This window comes from Streptomyces sp. CAI-85, assembly GCF_013363615.1.
GTDB lineage: Bacteria > Actinomycetota > Actinomycetes > Streptomycetales > Streptomycetaceae > Streptomyces > Streptomyces antibioticus_B.
This window is the reverse complement of record NZ_JAANNX010000090.1, coordinates 1-14,695: the sequence shown is the minus strand read 5'-3', so window position 1 is coordinate 14,695 and position 14,695 is coordinate 1. Positions and strand designations below refer to the sequence as shown.

Annotated in this window: 20 protein-coding genes and 1 pseudogene; 11 read left to right on the top strand and 10 right to left on the bottom strand. The window is 72.1% G+C overall.

The window, feature by feature from the left end:
* Both G6W55_RS35030 and G6W55_RS35025 read left to right on the top strand, forming a co-directional pair.
* A pseudogene (locus tag G6W55_RS35030) lies at nt 1–434 on the top strand (tryptophan--tRNA ligase); the annotation flags it as partial.
* Nucleotides 435–620: 186 nt separating this feature from the next.
* Entirely contained in the window at nt 621–1,199 is a 579-nt protein-coding gene (locus G6W55_RS35025) for a 2'-5' RNA ligase family protein (RefSeq protein ID WP_175524683.1), read from the top strand.
* 13 nt (nt 1,200–1,212) lie between these two features.
* Here the strand turns inward: G6W55_RS35025 and G6W55_RS35020 are convergent, their stop codons facing one another.
* The gene (locus G6W55_RS35020) at nt 1,213–1,968 is read right to left on the bottom strand and encodes a decaprenylphospho-beta-D-erythro-pentofuranosid-2-ulose 2-reductase (RefSeq protein WP_175524682.1); all 756 of its coding nucleotides are present in this window, start codon (nt 1,966–1,968) and stop codon (nt 1,213–1,215) included.
* Between the two features lie 8 nt (nt 1,969–1,976).
* Nucleotides 1,977–3,350, bottom strand: a complete 1,374-nt coding sequence (locus G6W55_RS35015; RefSeq protein WP_175524681.1) for an FAD-binding oxidoreductase — start codon at nt 3,348–3,350, stop codon at nt 1,977–1,979.
* Nucleotides 3,351–3,494: 144 nt separating this feature from the next.
* On the opposite strand from G6W55_RS35015, the gene G6W55_RS35010 reads away from it, so the two are divergent.
* The 4 genes from G6W55_RS35010 to G6W55_RS34995 are packed head-to-tail and all read left to right on the top strand — an operon-like array spanning nt 3,495 to nt 6,392.
* Nucleotides 3,495–4,043 carry a phosphatase PAP2 family protein gene (locus G6W55_RS35010; RefSeq protein ID WP_175524680.1) on the top strand — a complete coding sequence of 183 codons (549 nt, stop codon included), beginning with the start codon at nt 3,495–3,497 and terminating at the stop codon, nt 4,041–4,043.
* A complete protein-coding gene (locus G6W55_RS35005) occupies nt 4,040–5,044 on the top strand; it encodes a decaprenyl-phosphate phosphoribosyltransferase (protein ID WP_175524679.1) in 1,005 nt (334 codons plus the stop codon). Before G6W55_RS35010 ends, G6W55_RS35005 begins: the two co-directional genes overlap by 4 nt.
* Entirely contained in the window at nt 5,038–5,475 is a 438-nt protein-coding gene (locus G6W55_RS35000; RefSeq protein WP_078634591.1) for a GtrA family protein, read from the top strand. Before G6W55_RS35005 ends, G6W55_RS35000 begins: the two co-directional genes overlap by 7 nt.
* Nucleotides 5,463–6,392 (top strand): YihY/virulence factor BrkB family protein, encoded by a 930-nt coding sequence (locus G6W55_RS34995; RefSeq protein WP_175524678.1) that lies wholly within the window; start codon nt 5,463–5,465, stop codon nt 6,390–6,392. Before G6W55_RS35000 ends, G6W55_RS34995 begins: the two co-directional genes overlap by 13 nt.
* Here the strand turns inward: G6W55_RS34995 and G6W55_RS34990 are convergent.
* Complete coding sequence (locus tag G6W55_RS34990; protein ID WP_354751408.1) at nt 6,346–7,650, bottom strand: D-alanyl-D-alanine carboxypeptidase; 1,305 nt, start codon at nt 7,648–7,650, stop codon at nt 6,346–6,348. The genes G6W55_RS34995 and G6W55_RS34990 overlap by 47 nt on opposite strands.
* A gap of 91 nt (nt 7,651–7,741) precedes the next feature.
* Here G6W55_RS34990 and G6W55_RS34985 point away from each other — a divergent pair, with 91 nt between their 5' ends.
* Nucleotides 7,742–7,981: an SCO4848 family membrane protein gene (locus G6W55_RS34985; protein WP_175524676.1), complete on the top strand. Its 240-nt coding sequence runs from the start codon at nt 7,742–7,744 to the stop codon at nt 7,979–7,981.
* A 3-nt stretch (nt 7,982–7,984) separates the two neighbouring features.
* Nucleotides 7,985–9,244, top strand: a complete 1,260-nt coding sequence (locus G6W55_RS34980) for a metallophosphoesterase (protein WP_175524675.1) — start codon at nt 7,985–7,987, stop codon at nt 9,242–9,244.
* On the opposite strand, the gene G6W55_RS34975 is transcribed toward G6W55_RS34980, so the two are convergent.
* From G6W55_RS34975 to G6W55_RS34960, 4 genes are all read right to left on the bottom strand, one after another.
* Nucleotides 9,245–10,024, bottom strand: a complete 780-nt coding sequence (locus G6W55_RS34975) for a TetR family transcriptional regulator (protein WP_175524674.1) — start codon at nt 10,022–10,024, stop codon at nt 9,245–9,247.
* A gap of 10 nt (nt 10,025–10,034) precedes the next feature.
* Nucleotides 10,035–10,562, bottom strand: a complete 528-nt coding sequence (locus G6W55_RS34970) for a DCC1-like thiol-disulfide oxidoreductase family protein (protein WP_309243876.1) — start codon at nt 10,560–10,562, stop codon at nt 10,035–10,037.
* The gene (locus tag G6W55_RS34965) at nt 10,559–10,966 is read right to left on the bottom strand and encodes a hypothetical protein (RefSeq protein ID WP_175524673.1); all 408 of its coding nucleotides are present in this window, start codon (nt 10,964–10,966) and stop codon (nt 10,559–10,561) included. Before G6W55_RS34965 ends, G6W55_RS34970 begins: the two co-directional genes overlap by 4 nt.
* Nucleotides 10,967–11,060: 94 nt before the next feature.
* Entirely contained in the window at nt 11,061–11,471 is a 411-nt protein-coding gene (locus G6W55_RS34960; RefSeq protein ID WP_175524672.1) for a VOC family protein, read from the bottom strand.
* A 142-nt stretch (nt 11,472–11,613) separates the two neighbouring features.
* On the opposite strand from G6W55_RS34960, the gene G6W55_RS34955 reads away from it, so the two are divergent.
* The 3 genes from G6W55_RS34955 to G6W55_RS34945 all read left to right on the top strand — a co-directional run bounded on the left by G6W55_RS34955 (nt 11,614) and on the right by G6W55_RS34945 (nt 12,985).
* Complete coding sequence (locus tag G6W55_RS34955) at nt 11,614–12,093, top strand: TM2 domain-containing protein (RefSeq protein ID WP_175524671.1); 480 nt, start codon at nt 11,614–11,616, stop codon at nt 12,091–12,093.
* On the top strand, nt 12,086–12,505 hold the full coding sequence (locus G6W55_RS34950; protein ID WP_175524670.1) for a DUF2752 domain-containing protein: 420 nt from the start codon (nt 12,086–12,088) through the stop codon (nt 12,503–12,505). The genes G6W55_RS34955 and G6W55_RS34950 overlap by 8 nt, the downstream gene beginning before the upstream one ends.
* Nucleotides 12,506–12,721: 216 nt before the next feature.
* Nucleotides 12,722–12,985, top strand: coding sequence for a TM2 domain-containing protein (locus G6W55_RS34945; protein WP_175524669.1), 264 nt, complete (start codon nt 12,722–12,724; stop codon nt 12,983–12,985).
* A gap of 55 nt (nt 12,986–13,040) precedes the next feature.
* On the opposite strand, the gene G6W55_RS34940 is transcribed toward G6W55_RS34945, so the two are convergent.
* The 3 genes from G6W55_RS34940 to G6W55_RS34930 form a co-directional block, all read right to left on the bottom strand.
* Nucleotides 13,041–13,637 carry a Uma2 family endonuclease gene (locus tag G6W55_RS34940; RefSeq protein WP_175524668.1) on the bottom strand — a complete coding sequence of 199 codons (597 nt, stop codon included), beginning with the start codon at nt 13,635–13,637 and terminating at the stop codon, nt 13,041–13,043.
* A gap of 157 nt (nt 13,638–13,794) precedes the next feature.
* On the bottom strand, nt 13,795–14,556 hold the full coding sequence (locus G6W55_RS34935; RefSeq protein WP_030787878.1) for a succinate dehydrogenase iron-sulfur subunit: 762 nt from the start codon (nt 14,554–14,556) through the stop codon (nt 13,795–13,797).
* A partial coding sequence (locus G6W55_RS34930; RefSeq protein WP_175524667.1) for a hypothetical protein occupies nt 14,556–14,695 on the bottom strand: 140 nt, incomplete at its 5' end. The genes G6W55_RS34930 and G6W55_RS34935, both read right to left, overlap by 1 nt.

Genomic DNA, 14,695 nt, shown 5'->3' with positions numbered 1-14,695 from the left:
AGGACCCGGCGATCAAGATGAGCAAGTCGGCGTCCACGCCGAAGGGCCTCATCAATCTGCTCGACGACCCGAAGGCCACCGCGAAGAAGGTCAGGAGCGCGGTCACCGACACCGACACGGTCATCCGCTTCGACCCGGAGAACAAGCCCGGCGTCAGCAACCTCCTCACCGTCTACTCCACGCTGACCGGCACCCCGGTCCCCGAGCTGGAGCGGCAGTACGAGGGCAAGCTCTACGGCGCCCTCAAGACGGACCTCGCGGACGTCGTCGTCGACTTCGTGACCCCGTTCCGGGACCGCACCCAGCAGTACCTGGACGACCCGGAGACGCTGGACTCGATCCTGGCCAAGGGCGCGGAGAAGGCGCGCGCCGTCGCCGCGGAGACGCTGGCCCGGTCGTACGAGCGCGTGGGCTTCCTGCCCGCGAAGCACTGAGCGGCGCTCGGAAGCACCGACGGCGCACCGCACACACGTTCCTCGTGGCAGAGCGCTGCACATCACTTCCCTTGCGCCTGCCCACAGGACAGCGGTGGCCGTACAGTCGATAGCCGTACGACTGAGTACGAACCCGGCAGACACACCCGGCGGAGACGCCGGGCGGACATGACGACAGGAGACGACGTGGGGACCGTAACGATCGGCGTGTCGATCGCGGTCCCGGAGCCCCACGGCAGCCTGCTCCAGGAGCGGCGCACGGGCTTCGGCGACGCCGCGGCTCACGGCATCCCCACGCATGTCACCCTGCTCCCGCCGACCGAGGTCGAGCCGGGTTCCCTTCCGGCGGTCGAGGCCCATCTGGCCCAGGTCGCCGCGGCCGGCCGGCCGTTCCCGATGCGGCTGTCCGGCACGGGCACCTTCCGGCCGGTGTCACCGGTGGTCTACGTCCGGGTCGTCGAGGGCGCCGAGGTGTGCGCCTGGCTCCAGCAGCGGGTCCGGGACGCCTCCGGGCCCCTGGTGCGCGAGCTCCAGTTCCCGTACCACCCGCACGTCACCGTCGCGCACGGCATCGACGAGCGGGCGATGGACCGTGCCTTCGAGGAGCTGGCCGGGTACGAGGCGCAGTGGTCCTGCACCGGCTTCGCCCTGCACGAACAGGGCACGGACGGCGTCTGGCGCCAGTTGCGCGAGTTCCCCTTCGGCGGATCGGTCGTCCCCCCGCAGACCGCCCGCGTCGACCGGGGCACCCTGCCGACCCGCTGAGAGCGCCCGTCGTCTAGATCGGCAGGCGCCGGAACACCCCGCGCGGCATGTGCCGCAGCGCCGACATCACCACCCGCAGCAGGCCCGGCACCCACACCGTCTCCGAGCGCCGCCGCAGCCCCAGCTCGACCGCGGTCGCGACCGCCTCGGGCGTGGTGGCCAGCGGCGGTTCGTCGAGCCCGGCCGTCATCCGGGTCCGTACGAATCCGGGGCGTACGACCATGACGTGCACGCCGGTGCCGTGCAGCGCGTCCCCCAGACCCTGGGCGAACGCGTCGAGGCCGGCCTTGCTGGAGCCGTAGATGAAGTTCGAGCGGCGGGCCCGCTCCCCGGCGACGGAGGAGAGCACGACCAGCGAGCCGTGGCCCTGCGCCTGGAGCGCGCGGGCGCTCACCAGGCCCGCCGAGACCGCCCCGGTGTAGTTGGTCCGGGCGACCCGCACCGCTGCCGCCGGGTCGCGTTCGTCGTGCGCCTGGTCGCCGAGGATCCCGAAGGCGAGCAGGACGACGTCGACGTCCCCCTCCGCGAACACCTTGCCGAGGACCACCTCGTGGGAGTCGGGGTCGAGCGCGTCGAAGGCGACCGTGCGCACGTCCGCGCCGAGCGTGCGCAGTTCGGCGGCGGCCGACTCCAGGTCGGCCGACGGGCGGCCGGCCAGCCAGACCGTGCGGGTGCGGCGGGCGATCAGCCGGCGCGCGGTGGACAGCGCGATCTCGGACGTGCCGCCGAGGACGAGCAGGGACTGGGGGATGCCGAAGGCGTCCTTCACGACAGCTCCTAGAGGTTGAGGCGCCGGGACAGATCGGAGGTGAACACCCCGCGCGGGTCCAGCTCCGCGCGCAGCGCGCGGAAGTCGTCGGCGCGCGGGTACATCGCGGTGAGCAGGTCCGGCCGCAGCCGGGAGTCCTTGGCGAGGTAGACCCGCCCGCCGGCGGCGGCCACCTCCTCGTCGAGTTCGTCGAGGAAGGCGCCGAGTCCGGGCAGCCCGGCCGGGATGTCCAGGGCGAGGGTCCAGCCGGGCCGGGGGAAGGAGAGCCAGCCGGGGTCGGCCGCCCCGAACCGCTTGAGGACGGCGAGGAAGGACGGGCAGCGGCGCTCGGAGATCCGGCCCACGATCCGGCGCAGCGCGTCCTCCTGCCCGTGTCCGACGACGAACTGGTACTGCACGAACCCGGCCCGGCCGTAGACGCGGTTCCAGTGCGGGACGCCGTCCAGGGGGTGGAAGAAGGCGGAGAGCCGCTGGAGTTCGCCGGTCCGCGCGCGGGGCGCCCTGCGGTACCAGAGTTCGTTGAACAGGCCCACGGTCCTGCGGGTGAGCAGCCCCTCGGGGAGGGCGGCGGGGGCGGACGGCAGCCGGGAGGGGCGGAAGGCCAGCGGGTCCCGGCGGGTGCGCGCGGGCAGCGCGTCCAGGGGCGCGTGGTCGCCGCGGGTGAGCACCGCGCGCCCGGTGGCGGCCCCGCGCGCGAGGAGGTCGATCCAGGCGACCGAGTAGCGGTAGCGGTGGTCGGTGGCGGTCAGCCGGGCCATCAGGTCGTCGAGGTCGGCGGCGCGTTCGGTGTCGACCGACATCAGGGAGGTCTCGACCGGCTGGAGCCGCACGGTGGCCGTGAGGATCATCCCGGTCAGGCCCATGCCCCCGGCGGTCGCCTCGAACAGCGGCGAGTCCTGGGCGACGGTGCGGATCGTGCCGTCGGCGGTGAGCAGTTCGAAGGACAGCACATGGCGGGCGAAGGAGCCGCACACATGGTGGTTCTTGCCGTGGATGTCGGCGCCGATCGCCCCGCCGACCGTGACGTACCTCGTGCCGGGGGTCACCGGCACGAACCAGCCGAGCGGCAGCAGCACCCGCATCAACGCGTGCAGGGAGACGCCCGCGCCGCACAGCACGGTCCCGCCGTCGGCGTCGATCGCGTGGATCCGGTCCAGGCCCGTCATGTCGAACACGGCCCCGCCCGCGTTCTGCGCCGCGTCCCCGTACGCCCGTCCCAGGCCCCGGGGGATGCCGCCGCGGACCCCGCAGTCGCGGACGGCGGCGACGGCCTCCTCGTACGTCCTGGGGCGGATCAGACGGGCGGTGGAGGGAGCGGTGCGGCCCCATCCCGTGACGGAGACGGTCGCGGTCTCGGTGTCGGGCTCGGTCTCGGCTGGCATGACGGCGACCGTATCGCCCTGTTATGTGCGTTTGGTTTTGAAACCTCCCGCACTCCCCGAAATGGGTGATTAATGGGATGTCGCTCAATATTGCCGGTGTTCTGATGGGATCGCCGTGAACAGTGAATCTCCATGGACCACTCCATGGACCACACGGACCCCTTGGACCACCGCATCCTCTCGGCGCTGCGCGCCCGGGGCGCCGACCCGCGCGTGGCGGGCGCCGCGCGCGCCCTGTCCTGGGCGGGTGAGCACGGCGCGCTCTGGCTCGCGGCGGGGCTCACGGGCGCCGCCGTGGACGGCGGCCGGCGCCGCGCCTGGCTGCGCGCCACCGCGCTCACCGCCGGCGCGCACGTCGCCAGCATGGGCGTGAAACGGATCGTGCGCCGACCGCGCCCCACCCATGTCGAGCCCCTGGTGCGCACCGCCGGACGCCACTCCTTCCCCAGCTCACACGCGACCTCCGCCGCGGCCGCCGCCGTCGCCTTCGGCGTGCTGGGCGTACGGGCCGCCCGCCCGCTGGCCGCCGCGATGTGCCTGTCCCGGCTGGTCGTCGGCGTCCACTACCCCTCGGACGTGGCGGCGGGCGCGGCCCTCGGGGCCCTCACGGCGCGCCTGGGGGCGCGCTGGCTGAAGGACGGCGCGCGGGCCGTACCGGACACGCGGGGCGTACGAGGGGGCGCGCGCTCATGACCGAGGCTGCCCACCTGACCGGCGCCGCCCGCCCCGCCGAGGCCGCCCCGCCCGCCCCGCGCACCGGCGGCCGGCTGCCCGCACCGGCCCGCGACGGCGGCCGCCCGCCCCGCCGCACCGGCTCCCTCCTCGGCGGACTGCTGCGCACCGCCCGCCCCAAGCAGTGGGTCAAGAACATCCTCGTCGTCGCCGCCCCCGCGGCCGCCGGACGGCTCTTCTCCTGGCCCGCCCTCACCGAACTCGCCCTGGTCTTCGCCCTGTTCACCGCCTGCGCCGCCGCCGTCTACCTGATCAACGACGCCCGCGACGCCGACGCCGACCGCGCCCACCCCACCAAACGGCGCCGCCCGGTCGCCGCCGGACAGGTCCCCGTCCCCGTCGCCTACGCCGTCGGCGGCGCCCTCGCCGTCCTCGCGCCCACCGCCGCGGCCTGGCTCACCACCCCGGCCGTCGCCGCGCTGCTGACCGCCTACCTCGGCATGCAACTGGCGTACTGCGTCAGCCTCAAGCACGTCCTGGTCGTCGACCTCGTCGTCGTCACCACCGGCTTCCTGATGCGGGCCGTCGTCGGCGGACTCGCCCTCGGCATCCCGCTGTCCCGCTGGTTCCTGATCACCACCGGCTTCGGCGCGCTGTTCATGGTCGCGGCCAAGCGCTACTCCGAGGCCGTCCAGATGGCCGGCGCGGCCGGCGCCACCCGCGCCCTGCTCACCGAGTACACCACCGGCTATCTGCGCTTCGTCTGGCAGCTCGCCGCCGGGGTCGCCGTGCTCGGCTACTGCCTGTGGGCGCTGGAGGAGGGCGGCGTCCCGCACACCAGCGTGCTGCCCTGGCGCCAACTGTCCATGGTCGCCTTCATCCTGGCCGTCCTGCGCTACGCCGTCTTCGCCGACCGCGGCACCGCGGGAGAGCCCGAGGAGGTCGTCCTCGGCGACCGCGCCCTCGCCCTCATCGGCCTCGCCTGGCTCGCCATGTACGGCCTGGCGGTGGCCAATTGGTAGCCGGCCGGCGTGAACTCCTGGGCTTCGCCGCCGTCGGCCTCCTCGCCTACGCCGTCGACCTCGCCCTGTTCACCTGGCTGCGCGGCCCGGCCGGCCACGACCCGCTCACCGCGAAGACGCTGTCCTTCCTGGCCGGCTGCACGGTCGCCTACCTCGGCAACGCGCTCGGCACCTACCGGCACGCGCGCGTGCGGGGCCTGCGCCCGTACGCCGTGTTCTTCGCGGTGAACGTCGCGGGCGCCCTCGTCCAACTGCTCTGTCTCACCGTCAGCCACTACGGCCTCGGGCTCACCTCGCAGCGCGCCGACACCGTCTCCGGCGCCGGGATCGGCATGGCGCTGGCGACCGTCCTGCGCTTCTGGGGTACACGCACTCTTGTCTTCCGCGTCATCGGCCGCGAGCAGGGCAGAGTGGGATCATGGACTGGCTGAAGAAGCTTCCCGTCGTCGGGCCGTACATCGCGCGCCTGATGACCACGCACGCCTGGCGGTCGTACGAGCGGCTGGACCGGGTGAAGTGGACGCGGCTGGCCGCCGCGATGACGTTCATCAGTTTCATCGCGCTGTTCCCGCTGCTGACCCTGGCCGCCGCGATCGCCGCCGCCACCCTGAACAAGTCCCAGCAGGACGAACTCCAGGACAAGATCGAGGACCAGTTCCCCGGCATCGGCGACCAGCTCGACATCAACAGCCTGGTCCAGAACGCGGGCACGGTCGGTCTCATCGCCGGCGCCCTGCTGCTGTTCACCGGCATGGGCTGGGTCGGTCAGATGCGGGACTGTCTGCGCGCGGTGTGGGAGCTGCCCGACAAGGAGGAGAACCCGGTCCTGGCCAAGGCCAAGGACGCGGGCATCCTGGTCGGCCTCGGCGGCGCCGTCCTCGCCACCATCGCGATCTCCACGCTCGCCTCCGCCCTGGTCGGCCGGCTCATCAAGGAAGCAGGCATCGACGACGGCGGCTGGGGCGGCATCCTGCTGCGGATCGTCGCCTTCACCATCGCCGTCCTCGCCGACTTCCTGGTCCTGCTCTACGTCCTCACCCTGCTGCCCGGCGTCGAACCGTCCCGCCGCCGGCTCGTCGTCGCCGCGCTGATCGGCGCGATCGGCTTCGAACTGCTCAAGCTGCTGCTCAGCGGCTACATCCAGGGCGTCGCCGCGAAGAGCATGTACGGCGCGTTCGGCGTGCCCATCGCGCTGCTGCTGTGGATCAACTTCACCTGCAAGCTGCTCCTGTACAGCGCCTCCTGGACGGCGACGGGCAGCGCCGACGACCCCGGCCCGGACGGGGCCGACGAGGAGGGCGTCAGCGACGGCGGCGGACCAGATCCGGCAGCGGCCAGCGCCGGTTGACCAGGAACGCCCCGGCCGCGAGCAGCACCAGCACCCCGCCGGTGATCGCCAGCGCGGTCCACATGCCCCGGGAGCCGTCCTCGGCGACGGCCCCGGCCGCCACCGGCTTGTCGCCCGCCTTCGCGGCGCCGCCGCCCGCCTCGCCGGACGCGCCCGGCGTGGCGGAGGTCGACGGGTTCGCGCCGGCCTTTCCTGCCTGCTCGGTGCCCTTCGGCGCGACCAGTTCGCCGACCGGGGTCACCTTGCCGGCCGCCGCGAAGCCCCAGTCGAAGAGCTTGGCGGTCTCCTTGTAGACCTCGTTGTGGTCGGACTTCTCCGGGTTCATCACCGTGACCAGCAGCACCCGGCCGTCCCGCTCGGCGACGCCGGTGAAGGTGGCGCCCGCGTTGGTGGTGTTGCCGTTCTTCACCCCGGCGATGCCCGGGTACTGCGAGATGTCGTAGTCGCCGCTCAGCAGCCGGTTGGTGTTCTGGATCTCGAAGGAGCCGCGGACCCGCTTGCCCTTCTTGTTCTTCTTCGTCTCGCCGGGGAACTTGGCCGAGACGGTCGAGCAGTACTCGCGGAAGTCCTTCTTCTGGAGCCCGGAGCGGGCGATCAGCGTCAGGTCGTAGGCCGAGGAGACCTGGCCCGAGGCGTCGTAGCCGTCGGGGGAGACCACGTTCGTGTCGAGGGCCTGGAGCTCCTCCGCGTGCTCGTTCATCTCGGCGACCGTGTCGGCCACACCGCCGTTCATGGCCGACAGCACGTGCACCGCGTCGTTGCCCGAGCGCAGGAAGACGCCGAGCCACAGATCGTGGACCGTGTACGTCTCGTTCTCCTTTATGCCGACCAGGCTGGACCCGGAGCCGATGCCCTCCAGATCGGCGGGCAGCACCTTGTGCGCGGTGCTCCTCGGGAACTTCGGCAGCAGGGTGTCGGCGAACAGCATCTTCATCGTGCTCGCCGGGGGCAGCCGCCAGTGCGCGTTGTGCGCGGCCAGCACCTCCCCGGACTCGGCGTCGGCGACGATCCACGACCGCGCGGTGATGCCCTTCGGCACCACCGGCGCGTCACCGGCCAGCGCCACCTGGGTGCCCGGCTGCCCGAGCCGGACCCCGCCGACCGTCGACATCGTCGCCGGGGGAGTCGCGGACGGGGAGCCCGACGGGGAGGGGCCCGGCGCGGCGAGCGAGACGGGCGCGGTCAGCGCGAGGGACGCGAGGGTCGCGGAGGTGACCAGCAGGGATCGCCTGACGGTCTGCATGATGGGTGCGGGCACGACGGAGAACGTACCTGGCCCCGGGCGGGAAGTCCCACCTCCCTCCCCACCCCCGTCGTGGAACCGGACACGGGGCCGCGATACTGAGGTCATGAAGCTCAGCCGCCCCGTCTCCTGGTTCCTGCTCGCCTTCGGGGTGTGGAGCTGGATCATCTGGGTCACTTTCGTCAAAAACCTGGTCAAGGACAGCAGCGGGCTCGCGTTCGACGACGGCGACCCGACGGCGTACTTCTGGGTTCACCTCACGCTGGCCGTCGTCTCCTTCGTATTGGGGACGGTTGTGGGGGGCATCGGGTTGCGCGGTCTGCGCGCACTGCGGGGAGCGTCATAGCCGATGGCCCTCCTCGTCGTCCTCTTCGTCCTGCTCGCCCTCGCCGTCCTGGTCGGGGCCAACTGGTACCTGTGGCGGCGGCTGTTCCGCGACACCACCGCCCGCCCGGGACCCGTGCGGCGCGGAGGCGCCGTGCTGATCGGCGGCGGCTGGGTTCTGGCGGTCGGCGCGCTGGTCGCCGAGCGCGCGGGCGCGCCGTTCTGGCTCCAGCGCACGCTGGCCTGGCCCGGCTTCCTGTGGCTGGCCCTCTCCATCTACCTGCTGCTCGGCGTGGTCGTCGGCGAGGCCGTACGGCCCGTGCTGCGGCGCGTCCTGGAGCGGCGGGCAGCCCGCGCCGCCGAACCGTCGGCGGTACCGGAGCCCGAGCCGGTCCCGGTCCCCGCGAAGGCGAAGCCGCAGGCACCGGACCCGGAGCCCTCCCCGCCACCCGCTCCCGCCCCCTCCCGTCGGCTGTTCGTCTCCCGGGTGGTCGGCGGCGCGGCGGCCGCGGCGGCCGTCGGCACGGTCGGCTACGGCACGTACGGCGTCCTGCGCGGCCCGGGCGTCAAGCGCGTGACCGTCCCGCTGGCCAAGCTCCCGCGCGCCGCGCACGGCTACCGGATCGCCGTCGTCAGCGACATCCACCTGGGGCCGGTGCTGGGCCGGGGCTTCGCGCAGAAGGTCGTCGACACGATCAACTCCACGCAGCCCGACCTGATCGCGGTCGTCGGCGACCTGGTCGACGGCAGCGTGAAGGACCTCGGCCCGGCGGCCGCCCCGCTCGCCGGACTGAAGGCCCGGCACGGCAGCTACTTCGTCACCGGCAACCACGAGTACTTCTCCGGCGCCGAGCAGTGGGTCGAGGAGGTACGCCGCCTCGGCCTGCTCCCCCTGGAGAACGCCCGCGCCGAACTGCCCTGGTTCGACCTCGCCGGGGTCAACGACATCGCGGGCGAGAGCGAGGGCCTCGGCCCCGACTTCACCCGCGCGCTCGGCGACCGGGACCCGGCACGCGCGTGCGTGCTCCTCGCCCACCAGCCCGTCCAGATCCACGACGCGGTACGCCACGGCGTCGACCTCCAGCTCTCCGGCCACACCCACGGCGGCCAGCTCTGGCCCGGCAACCTGATCGCGGCGGCCGCGAACCCCACCCTGGCCGGCCTGGAACGCCACGGCGACACCCAGCTCTACGTCACCCGAGGCGCCGGCGCCTGGGGCCCACCGACCCGCGTGGGCGCCCCGTCCGACATCACGGTGATCGAACTGGCTTCGCGCCGGGCGTGACTACGTCTTCTTCGGCGCGGCCGGGTCCGGCAGGGCGTTGGTCATGCCGGGGAGGAAGTCGGTGAAGAGTTCGTGGATCTCCAGGACCAGGGGGCGCAGGACGCGGAAGCGGGCCAGGGAGACGCCGCGGGCGGTGAGGCGGGCGCCGCGGCCGGCGAGGCGGTAGCTGCGTTCGCGGCCCTCCGTGCGGTCGTAGATCCAGTACATGACCAGGCCCATCTGGGAGAGCCACATCAACTCCGGGAGCACCTCCCGCAGTTCCTCCGGCACCTTCGCCTTGGAACCGGCGAGCACCTCGCGGTGGACGGCGATCGCCTCCTCGCGCGCGTGCTCCGACTCCGCCGAGAACGGGCTGAGCGGGCTGTCCGGGTCGGCGGCGTTCTTGAAGAACTGCACGGCGAACTCGTGGTACGGCTTCGCCACGTCCAGCCAGGTGCGCAGCACGCCCGCCATGCGTGCCTCCAGGCCGGTCTCCCGCGCCAGGATGTCCCGGACCGCCTCGCGGTGTTCGGCGGCGAGACGGTCGTAGAACCCCTGGATCAGCCATTCCTTGCCGGCGAAGTAGTAGTAGGCGTTCCCGACGGAGACGCCCGCCTCCTGGGCGATGGCCCGCATCGTCGTCTTGTCGTAGCCGCGCTCCTGGAACAGCCGCATGGCCGTCTCCAGGATCAGGGCGCGGGTCTGTTCCGACTTGGACGCGGGCGACGCCTCGGAAGGTTCAGAGGATGCGGCGGGGCCTTCGTGGTCGGCCGGGCCGGCGGGGGAGTTGTTGGCGGACACGGACGAGAGCCTAACCAGTGGAGCAGGACCCGTCGGCACAGGCGGGCGGGGTGTACGTCCAGCCCGCGCGCGGGTCGTAGGACCAGCCGTCCGCGGCCCGGTACGAGCGTCCGCCCCACCCCGCGGCCCGCGCCCCGCCGTACGCTCCGCGCCACTTGGCGGCCGTGAGCACCGCGCCCTTGGCCAGCCTCGCCCCGGCGGGGGTGCTCAGCCGGTGGGCCAGCGGGCGGTGCGCGCGCAGTGCCCACAGGGTGACGATCCAGGCGGCCGCGCCCCGGTAGACCTGGCCCGCGTCGCCGACGACGGTGATCTCCTCCAGGGTGGCGCGGTGGTCCAGGCCGGGGAAGCGGGCCCGGGCCCGGTCGGAGCCGGCCGGGACCAGGTCCAGCGGCACGAGCTGCGGCTGGCGGTTCAGCCAGTCCCGCACGAAGACGCACAGCTCGCAGCCGGCGTCGTAGAGGACGGTGAGCCGGCGGACCGGGACGCGCGCGGCGTCCCGGTCCGGCGTGGCCCGCGGGCCGGCGGCCACGGCGCTCACGCCCCGGCCGTCGGCGCGGCCCAGCCCTGCGGGGCGACCGGCGGGATCTGCTCCCGCTCCATGACGCCGCGCCGCCGGATCCGGTTGAGCACGTACACATTGCCCAGGTGCATCACGCCGAGCACCAGCAGCACCACGCCCAGCTTGGTCGAGAGGGCCTCGAAGACGCCGCGGGTGTCCTTGATGGTGTCGTCGCCGCTCAGATAGAGGGCGACGAAGCCGAGGTTGACGAGGTAGAAGCCGACCACCAGGAGGTGGTTGACGGCGTCGGCGAGCTTCTCGTTGCCCTGGAGCACATCGGCCAGGAAGACCCGGCCGTTGCGGCTGAGGGTGCGCGCGACCCAGATCGTCAGCGCGATGCTGACGACCAGGTAGATGACGTAGGCGATGACCGTGCGGTCCATGTTCCCCACCCTTTTCGAACGCGTTCAAAACGCTGACAGGGGTGACTGTAGCGCTGCTTTTGAACGTGTTCAACTGGCAGTGGTGGGACCTGCGTCACGGCCGGCGGCCCAGCTCCGGGCGTTTCGTGTAGTCCGTGAACCCGACGACGTTGCCCCAGGGGTCGGCGACCTCGACCGTCCAGCCGGTCGCCACCGAGAACGGTGCGTCCAGCGGTGTGATGCCCGCCCCGGCCAGCCGTCGCGCCGCCACGCGCGCGTCCGGCACCTCCAGCCACACCCGCGGCGACGGCCAGGGCGGCGGCCGGTGCCCCATCCCCTCCTCATGTCTGAGCAGGATCCCGGGGGTCTCGCCCCCCACCCTCAGCAGCGCGATCCCGGCCTCGTCGAAATGGAACGCCACCGCGAACCCGGCCCGCTCGTAGAACCCGACGGCCTCCCCGAGGTTCCCGACGGGCAGCACCACATTGTCGAAACCGAGCAGCTCGTACGAAAGATCGTCTGACATGCCGTCAGATATTAGGCGCGGGGGCCCGGAAAACAGGCCAAGGGGCACCCCGGTCTGCGCGTGGCGGGATTTCTGCTGCAAGATGACATGCACCCATCTCACCTGCGGGTGATCCGTTCGACAGACTTCGGGGGAACTCGCCTTGTCCGAAACACCGCAGCAGCCCCAGCCCCAGGACCCGCACTCCCAGGGACCTCAGCCCCAGGGACCGCCGCCCCAGCCCGGTTACGGCTACCCCGGCGGCGGTCCGCAGGACGCGACCCAGCCCGGCTATCCCGGCCCCTACGGGTATCCCCAGCCCGGCCAGCCGCCGTACCCCGGCTACGGCCAGCCCGGCTACGGCTACGTGCCTCCCGGCACCTTCACCGGCGACCCCCAGGCCCCCTACGGGTACGACCCGCTGGGCCGCCCCTACTCCGACAAGTCGAAGGTCGTCGCGGGCGTGCTCCAGCTCACCCTGGGCACCCTCGGCGTCGGCCGCTTCTACATCGGCCATGTCGGCATCGGCCTCGCCCAGCTCTTCACCTGCGGCGGCCTCGGCATCTGGGCGCTGATCGACGGCATCATGATGCTGGTCAGCGACAGCACGACCGACAGCGACGGGCGGGTCCTGCGTGGCTGACGCCGGGCGCCTCTCCGCGAGGTGCCCGGCCGTCCTGCGGCACCCGGCGGCGGCCCCCCTCGCGGTGCTCGCCGCGGGTGCGGCCGGCTCCGCGTATCTGTACGCCACCGACCCGCACGAGTCCGGCCACTGGCTGCCGCGGTGCCCGTTCCGGCTGGTCACGGGGCTGCTCTGCCCCGCCTGCGGCGGTACCCGCATGGTGTACGACCTGATGCACGGTCACTTCGCCCAGGCGTGGCTGGACAACCGGGTCCTGCTGCTCGCCTCGCCGTTCGCCCTCGCGCTGTTGGCCCGCTGGGCGTGGGAGGGGCTGCGCGGGCGCGTCTGGCGGCCGCGGCTGGGGACGGGGGGAGTGGCCGTCGTCCTCGGGATCGCGGTCGCCTGGACCGTGCTGAGGAACGTTGTTGGCTGATTTTGATCACGGATCAGGAACAATGGATCATCTCCCCTCCCTTTTTTCCCTCTGCTTTACCTAGGCTCACCAGTCACAGGGGGGATGTCCTGGCACGGCGGAGCTGTGCGAGGGCGTCGGTCGGCAGCGGCGGACATGGGTCGACGCGCGTTTTCGTGACGTCGCCACGTCCCTCCTGGACTCCCCGTTCCGACATGCAGCACAGGAGCAGTAGCCATGACCGTCCCCACCCCGCAGGCCCCCTACGGCGTCGACCCGCTGGGCCGCCCGTACTCCGACAAGTCCAAGATCGTCGCCGGTATCCTCCAGCTCTTCCTGGGCACCCTGGGCATCGGCCGCTTCTACGTCGGCTCCGTCGGCGTGGGCGTCGCCCAGCTCCTCACCTGCGGCGGCCTCGGCATCTGGGCCCTGATCGACGGCATCCTGTTCCTCACCAGCAACGACCGCACCGACAAGGAAGGCCGCGTCCTCCGCGGCTGACCTCCCCAGGTCACCACACCTCCGCCCCGCCGGTCATGTGACCGGCGGGGCGGAGTCAGCTTCCGGCTTCCAGAACCGCCGCCACGTCCAGCGCGACCTCGGCGCCGACGGAGTCCGGCAGGGCCGCCATCTCACCGGGGGCGTGCGCGTGGTGATTCACGTACGTGTCCCCGACGGGCTCCGTGAACACGTGCAGCCGCTGGTGCTCGCGGTCGACGACGACATAGACCGGGATCTTCGCCTCCGCGTATGCGGCGACCTTCGTGCGCAGGTCGGTCCGGTGGTTCTCGGAGGTGACCTCCAGGACAAGGCGGAAGCATCCGGGGTCGTAGCAATTGTTCTCCGCGTGGTGGTCCGTGTAGTCGGCGTCCACCAGGGACAGGTCCGGGATCGCGTAGTCCTCGGCGCCGGTGGGCAGCCACAGGCCGATGCCCTGGAGCAGCGCGCTCCCGCCATCGTGCAGACCCGCCTCCATGAAGCGGAGCATCAGCTCGGTCAGGGCCACGGCGTGTGGGCCGTCACGGAGTGGGGACACGAGGATCTGACTGCCGATGACCTCGACGCGGTGGCCCGGGTGGTGCTGCATGAGCCGGTCGGCCGCAACGATCAGCGGACGGTCCCTCTCAGGGCGTTCGACGGCTCCGGCGGACATGGTGTGCCTCCCGTGGATCGGTGTCGAAAGCATCGTCGTCGCCCGGACACCACGCGCACGGCCTCCGTGACCGGCATTCACCCGGACGTGCCCCCCCCACGCCCGAGGGCCCCGCTTCCATCGGAAACGGGGCCCTCGGAGACGGAGCGAGCGAAGCTCAGAAGCGGCGCGTGATCAGCGCTCGCTTCACCTCCTGGATCGCCTTCGTGACCTCGATGCCGCGCGGGCAGGCGTCCGTGCAGTTGAAGGTCGTGCGGCAGCGCCAGACGCCGTCGCGGTCGTTGAGGATCTCCAGGCGCTGCTCGCCCGCCTCGTCACGGCTGTCGAAGATGAAGCGGTGCGCGTTGACGATCGCGGCCGGGCCGAAGTACTGCCCGTCGTTCCAGAAGACCGGGCAGGACGACGTGCACGCGGCGCACAGGATGCACTTGGTGGTGTCGTCGAAGCGCTCGCGGTCCTCGGCGGTCTGGAGACGCTCGCGCGTGGGCTCGTTCGTCTCCTTGGTGATGAGGAACGGCATGACGTCCCGGTACGCCTGGAAGAACGGCTCCATGTCGACGACCAGGTCCTTCAGGACCGTCAGGCCCTTGATGGGCTCGACCGTGATCGGCTTCTCGGGGTTGATGTCCTTGATCAGCGTCTTGCACGCGAGACGGTTCTTGCCGTTGATCCGCATCGCGTCCGAACCGCAGATCCCGTGGGCGCAGGAGCGGCGGAACGTCAGCGTTCCGTCCATGTCCCACTTGATCTTGTGGAGACCGTCGAGGACGCGCTCCTTGGGGTCCAGTTCGAGCTGGAAGTCCTCCCACGTCGCGTCGGCCGACACCTCGGGGTTGAAGCGGCGGACGCGGAAGGTGACGGTGATGTACGGGGAGGCCGCGGCCTCCGCCTCGACCTTGTCCAGAACGGGGGTTGCCATCAGTACTTACGCTCCATCGGCTGGTAGCGGGTCTGGACGACCGGCTTGTAGTCGAGACGGACAGTCTCGCTGCCGTCGTCGCCCACCTCGCGGTACGCCATGGTGTGGCGCATGAAGTTGACGTCGTCGCGGTTGGGGT